This window comes from Streptomyces sp. UH6 (assembly GCF_013421635.1).
Taxonomy (GTDB): Bacteria; Actinomycetota; Actinomycetes; order Streptomycetales; family Streptomycetaceae; genus Streptomyces; species Streptomyces abyssomicinicus.
In genome coordinates this window covers 1-5,861 of the sequence record NZ_JACADT010000309.1, presented here as the reverse complement: position 1 = coordinate 5,861, position 5,861 = coordinate 1, and the positions used below count along the sequence as shown (strand labels likewise).

Below are 5,861 nucleotides of genomic sequence, written 5' to 3'. Positions count from 1 at the left end.
GCGGTCCGCCACTCCGGCGGCTCCGTGCGGTCCGTGGACGTCCTGACCGGCGAGGGCACGGTCACCGTCTCGGCCCCCGCCTTCGTGCTGTCGGCCGGGCTGGGCACACCCGGCCTGCTGGGACCCCTGGCCCGCACCCTGGGCGTGCGGACCCGGCTGACCTACATGCTGGTGTGCCGCACCGGCCAGGACCTGCCCGAGGCGTTCTGCCTCCCCGCCGACAGCGCACAGGGACTCTTCGTCGCGTCGCGTCCCGCCGGCCGGGAGCGCGTCTACCTGATGTCCACGTTCGTCAACTTCTGGGCGAGCGACGAGGACGAGGCCGCGCGCCGGTCCTGGCTCGGGGCGGCCTCCCGGGTCCTCGCCCACCACCTGCCCGGGCTGTGGGAGGACCCCGCCGCCCGCTGGGGCCTCTACCCGGCGTGCAAGGTGGAGGTGGACGCGCCGGACCAGGCCGGCGGCGGACTGCCCGAGGGCGGCGTGTTCGACCTCGGCTGGGACAACGCGCTCACCGTCCTGCCGGGAAAGCTCGTGCTCGCCCCGCTGTTCGCGGAGGAATGCCTGAACCGCCTCGGCCGGCTCACCGACCTCGACCGGCTGCGCGAGGCGTCCGCGCCCGGTGGATCCCCCGCCGCCTCGCCGCCGCCCGGCGCGTTCACCGCCGGGTCCGGCCCGTCGCCCGCCCCGGGCGTCCCCTCCGCATCCCCCTGGGCCGCGGAGGACTGGGAGATGACCCCGCTGTTCACCCGAGCCGAACTCTTCGACCCCCCGACGCCGCACCACGATCCCGCGGCACCGCACGGAAAGGACAACGACAGGTGGAGTGCCTGATACTCGGCGCCGGAGCCGGCAGCAGACTGATGCCGCTCACCGCCCGACTGCCCAAGCCCCTGCTCCCGCTCGGCCCGACGACCATCCTGGGACGGCTGGTCGACCAGGTGGCGCCGCTCGGCGCCCGGCGGATCCTGTGCAACCTGCACCACCACGCGGAGGCGGCCGAGGACTACTTCGCCCGAGCGGACCTCGCCCTGCCCGTCGTCACGCGCAGGGAGGACCGACTGCGCGGGCCGGCCGGCGCCATGCTGACCTTCGAGGACGAACTCACCGCCGCCGACACGGTGCTGGTCGTCTCCGGCGACCTGTACCTCGGCGACGGCGCGCTGGCCGAACTGGTGCGACGGCACCACGAGAGCGGCAGCGACCTGTCGGTGCTCGCCGTCGAGGTGGACGACGGCTCCCGGTTCGGCGTCTTCCGTCTCGACGACGGCGGACGCCCCACCGCGCTGGACGAGAAGCCGGCCTGGGCCGCGGGCCGCCGCAGCTGGGTCAGCGGCGGCGCGTACTGCCTGCGCCCCGAACTCCTCAAGCGCGTCCCCACCGAGGGCCTGTACGACTTCGGCGCCCACCTGATCCCCGAGCTGCTCGCCGAGCGGGCCGCGGTCGGCCTGGTGCCGTGGCTGGGCCGGTGGGACGACCTGGGGACCACCGACTCCTACCGGCGCGCCGTCCTCGACGACCTCGCCCCGGCGGGCGGGGACGCCCGCCACGTCGCGCCCACCGCCCGCGTCCACCCCTCCGCCCTCCTCACCGGCCGGGTCCTCGTCGCGGACGACGCCGTGGTGGGGGCCGGCGCCCGACTGCACGACACGGTCGTCCTCCCCGGCGCGACCGTCCCCGACCACACCACCGTGGCCGACGGCTGCGTCGCCTGACCCAGAAGCCGAACCAACCCGGGAGAACCCATGCGCGTCCTCGCCCTCGCCCCGGCGTACCACCCCCTGATCGGTGGCGCCGAGTCCTACATCCGCACCATCGCGACCGGACTGGCCGCCCGCGGCCACGACGTGCTGGTCGCCACCGACGGCGACCGTGTCGCCGCACCCGCCGACGACCTCGACGGCCAGGCCCGGGTCCGCCGCCTCCTGGCCTACCGGGACCTGCTGGACGACCCGACCAAACTCCGCTGGGAGCAGATGCAGTTCAGCGCGGCGGAGGAACTCGCCGCCCTGGTCGACACCTGGGGCACCCCGGACGTCGTCTTCGCCAACAGCCACGAGACGGCCGTGCTCGGCAGCATGGTCGCCATGACCTACGGCCGCCCGCTGGTGGCCAACTTCCACGAGCAGCAGCCGGAACGCGGGCCCCTCGGCCGGGGCCGGGCCCGCCTGGTGTACTCGACGCTGCCGCTCAACGCGGTGGTGGCGGGAAGCCGCTTCTACCACGAGAAGGCCCTCGCCTACGGCAGCCCCCGGGAGACGACCCACCACATCCCGCACGGCATCGAGTGCGAGCGGTTCGCGACCGACGGGCCGCGCCGGCCCGACGGCCGCTTCGTCATCGTCCTCAGCGGCCGCATCGCCCCACGCAAGCAGCAGGACTTCATGGTGCGGGTGCTCGACCGGCTGGTCCGCGGCGGTGTCGACGCCCACCTGGTGATCGCCGGCCGCGCCCACTCCTCCGACCTCGGCTACCACGAGCGGCTCCTCACGCTGATCAAGGTGCTCGACCTGGGCGAGAGGGTGACACTCCGCCAGGACCTCGCCCTCGACGACATGCCCGCGGTCTACCGGGAGTGCGACGTGGTCGTGCAGCCCAGCCTCGCCGAAGGACTGGGACTCGCCGTGCTGGAGGCCATGGCCGCCGGGCGGCCCACCGTCGTGAGCGACGTGAGCGGACTGCGCGAGGTGATCGCCGACCCGCACGTCGGACTGCGCCTGCCGCCGACCGCCGAGGGCGCCTGGGCCGAGGCCCTGGCACAGCTCGCCGGCGACGAACAGCTGCGCGCCCGGCTGGCGGCCAACGCCCTGGCCACCGTGCGCCGCGAGTTCGACGTCCGCCGGATGCTCGAGCAGACCGAACGGCTGCTGGAGGGCGTGCGCGCGGCGTGGAGCCCGGACGGCTCCGGCCCCTCCCGGTAGCGTCCGCGCCGCCGGCCGCCACCCCCACCCCCGAACCTTCCGCCCCGACGCAAGGACACCTCACCGATGCGCGTACAGAACGGCACCATCTGGCTCGACGGAGCGCTCGCCGACTGGGAGGAAGCGCGGCTCCCCCTGATGTCCGACGCCTTGCTGCGCGGACTCAGCGTCTTCGACGGTCTGGTCGCCCGGCGGCAGACCGACGGATCGCTGGCACTGCTCGGCGCCCGACGCCACCTCGACCGGCTGTCCCGGTCCTGCCAGGTCCTCGGCCTGCCCCTGGAAGGCGGTGTCGACGGACTGCTCGAGGGCTGCCGTGCCGCCGCCGAGCAGGAGGCGGCAGGGTTCCCCGACTGCGACGTGTACATCCGGCCCATGGTCGTCGGGGCGGTCCTCACCCCCCGGGCCCGCGCGGCCTCCGTGACCGTCGCCGCCTTCCGCCAGGAGCCCGGGGCCCCCGCGCCGGTGACCCTGCAGACCAGTGCCTGGCGGCGCCCCACCGACGACACGCTGCCCCCGGCCCTGAAGGTGGTCGGCAACTACCAGCTCACCCGGCTCGCCCGGCTGGAGGCGAAGAAGGCCGGGTACGACGACGCCCTGGTCCTCAACGCCGCGGGACGCGTCGCGGAGTCGGCCGGCGCCGCCGTCGTGCTGGAACACGGCGGACGCCTCAGCTCCCCGCCGCCGTGGGAGGGCTGCCTTGACTCGGTGACCGTCGCCCTGCTCGCCGCGATCGCCCGGGCCGAGGGCATCGAATGGGCCCGCGAACCGCTGCTGCGCACCACCGTGCTCGGCGCGGACGGCCTCGCCCTCGCCGGGACGCTCGCCGACGTCGTGCCGGTGAGCAGGCTGGACCACCGCGACTACGACGCGCCCTCGCCCCTGTTGAAGCACCTCGGCACCCTCTGGAACGAGGCCTCCCGGGGCGGCAGGCACGCCGGCCTGCTGGAGACGGTGGCCGTCTGATGGGAACGGGGAACACCGAAGGCGCCTTCGACGTCCTGGACACCCGGCAGGTGTACACGTCGCCCTACATGAGGCTGCGGGAGGACGACGTACGGTTCCCCGACGGCTCGCCCGGCGTCTGGTCGGTGCTCGAGCGCTCCGACTTCGCGCTGGTGGTGCCCGAGGTGGAGCCCGGCCGGCTGGCCATGGTCAACCTCTACCGGCATCCGGTCGGCCGCCGGTTCTGGGAGTTCCCCCAGGGCTCGGCGGCCACCCCCGGCGTCCCGCCGCAGGAGACCGCTGCCGGGGAGCTGCGGGAGGAGGCCGGACTCGCGGCGGACGAGTGGCACCACCTGGGCCTCCTGCACGAGGCGTACGGCTACGCCACCGGCGTCTGCCACGTCTACCTGGCGCGGTCGCTGACCACCGTCGGCCCGCGGCCCGAACCCGGCGAGGGCGACGTGCGGTTCGGCGTGTTCGACCTCGAGGAGATCTGGCGGATGCAGCAGGCGGGCGACGTCACCGACGCGGTGACCGTCGCCGCGCTGGGCCTGTACGAGCGGACGAGGCGCGGTACCGGACCGCGCCCGGGACAACCGGAAGGGACCACGGCATGAGTACCGACACGACGGCGAACGAAGGCCACGGCACCGCACCGCGCGCAGGCCGGGGCGAGGGCTCCTGGGGCGACCCCGGCCGGGCCGAAGAGGCGATCGCGCTCTCCGCCCGCGGCATCCCGCGGAACGTGGTCCTGTTCGTCGGGGACGGCATGGGCGAGGACGAACTCACCATCGCCCGCAACTACTTGAAGGGCGCCGACGGCAGACTCATCCTCGACGCGTTCCTCTTCACCGGCTCGGTGACCAACTACTCGGTGACCGCGGGCGACCCGACCCGCCACAACTACGTCACCGACTCCGCCGCCGCGGCCACCGCCTGGGCGACCGGCGCCAAGACCTACAACGGCGCGATAGGCGTGGACGCCTTCGGGATGCCCGTCCCCACCCTGGTGGAGCTCGCCCGGGAACGGGGCATGGCCACCGGCATCGTCACCACCGAGGAGGTGTGCGACCCCACCCCGGCCGCCATGGGCGCCCACGTCGCCCACCGCAGCGGCCGGGGACCGGACACCATGGAACGGTGCCCGGACCAGGCGACCGAGAACGGCGGGCCGGGCTCCATCGCGGAACAACTGGTCCGCACACGCCCCGACGTGCTGTTCGGGGGCGGCGCACAGTACTTCCGGCAGACCGTACGGGCCGGCGAGTTCGCCGGCCGCACCGTCCTCGACCAGGCCGCCGCCGCCGGCTACCGCGTGATCACCACCGCGACCGAACTGGCCGCCGCGGACGCGGGAGCGCCGCTGCTCGGCCTCTTCGGCGAAGAGGCGCTGGCCCGGTACTGGGTGGGCCCGCCCGCCCGCGTGGACCGGGGCCCCGCCGCCGTGTGCCGGGTCAACCCGGACCTCCCGGCGGACCAGCCCTCGCTGGCGCGGATGACCGCCAAGGCGCTGGAGATCCTGGACGAACGTGCGGAGGGCCGCGGCTTCCTGCTCCAGGTCGAGGCGGGCCTGATCGACACCGCCGGTCACGACGGTGACGCCTGCGGCATGATCAGTGAGGTGGCCGCGTTCGACGCGGCGGTGACGGTGGGGCTGCGCTGGGCGGAGGAGCACGGGGACACCCTGGTCCTGGTCACCGCCGACCACGGGCACTCCGCGCAGATCCTGCCCGTCGACGTCGAAAGTCCCGGGGCCACCACGATGCTCCTCGCGCACGACGGCGAGCCCATGCTGATCAACTACGCCACCAACCTGCCCGGGGAGATCCTGGTGCACACCGGCGCGCAGGTGAGGATCGCCGCCCACGGGCCCTCCGCCGCCTCGGTCCTCGGCCTCGGCGACCACACCGACCTCTTCCACCTGATCACCCGGACCTGGAAGGAGGCGGACAACCGTGTCGCCGACTGACACCGGCACCCGGCCACCGCACACCGCCG

General features: G+C 74.4%; 6 protein-coding genes. All 6 read left to right on the top strand.

From position 1 onward, the window contains the following. Nucleotides 1–831, top strand: an 831-nt coding sequence (locus HW445_RS16200; RefSeq protein ID WP_218957045.1) for a hypothetical protein, incomplete at its 5' end; no start/stop codon positions are given. Next, complete coding sequence (locus HW445_RS16195; RefSeq protein WP_180221725.1) at nt 819–1,712, top strand: nucleotidyltransferase family protein; 894 nt, start codon at nt 819–821, stop codon at nt 1,710–1,712. The genes HW445_RS16200 and HW445_RS16195, both read left to right, overlap by 13 nt. Before the next feature lie 30 nt (nt 1,713–1,742). After that, entirely contained in the window at nt 1,743–2,918 is a 1,176-nt protein-coding gene (locus tag HW445_RS16190) for a glycosyltransferase family 4 protein (protein WP_180221724.1), read from the top strand. A gap of 66 nt (nt 2,919–2,984) precedes the next feature. Further along, the gene (locus HW445_RS16185; RefSeq protein WP_180221723.1) at nt 2,985–3,884 is read left to right on the top strand and encodes an aminotransferase class IV; all 900 of its coding nucleotides are present in this window, start codon (nt 2,985–2,987) and stop codon (nt 3,882–3,884) included. Beyond that, the gene (locus tag HW445_RS16180) at nt 3,884–4,480 is read left to right on the top strand and encodes an NUDIX hydrolase (RefSeq protein WP_180221722.1); all 597 of its coding nucleotides are present in this window, start codon (nt 3,884–3,886) and stop codon (nt 4,478–4,480) included. The genes HW445_RS16185 and HW445_RS16180 overlap by 1 nt, the downstream gene beginning before the upstream one ends. Then, nucleotides 4,477–5,832, top strand: a complete 1,356-nt coding sequence (locus HW445_RS16175) for an alkaline phosphatase (RefSeq protein ID WP_180221721.1) — start codon at nt 4,477–4,479, stop codon at nt 5,830–5,832. Before HW445_RS16180 ends, HW445_RS16175 begins: the two co-directional genes overlap by 4 nt. The last annotated feature ends 29 nt before the right edge of the window (nt 5,833–5,861 follow it).

Bases quoted from the DNA above. Each gene is read 5' to 3' on its own strand.
- HW445_RS16175 (WP_180221721.1), top strand. From the start codon at position 4,477: ATGAGTACCGACACGACGGCGAACGAAGGCCACGGCACCGCACCGCGC.
- HW445_RS16190 (WP_180221724.1), top strand. From the start codon at position 1,743: ATGCGCGTCCTCGCCCTCGCCCCGGCGTACCACCCCCTGATCGGTGGC.
- HW445_RS16185 (WP_180221723.1), top strand. From the start codon at position 2,985: ATGCGCGTACAGAACGGCACCATCTGGCTCGACGGAGCGCTCGCCGAC.
- HW445_RS16180 (WP_180221722.1), top strand. From the start codon at position 3,884: ATGGGAACGGGGAACACCGAAGGCGCCTTCGACGTCCTGGACACCCGG.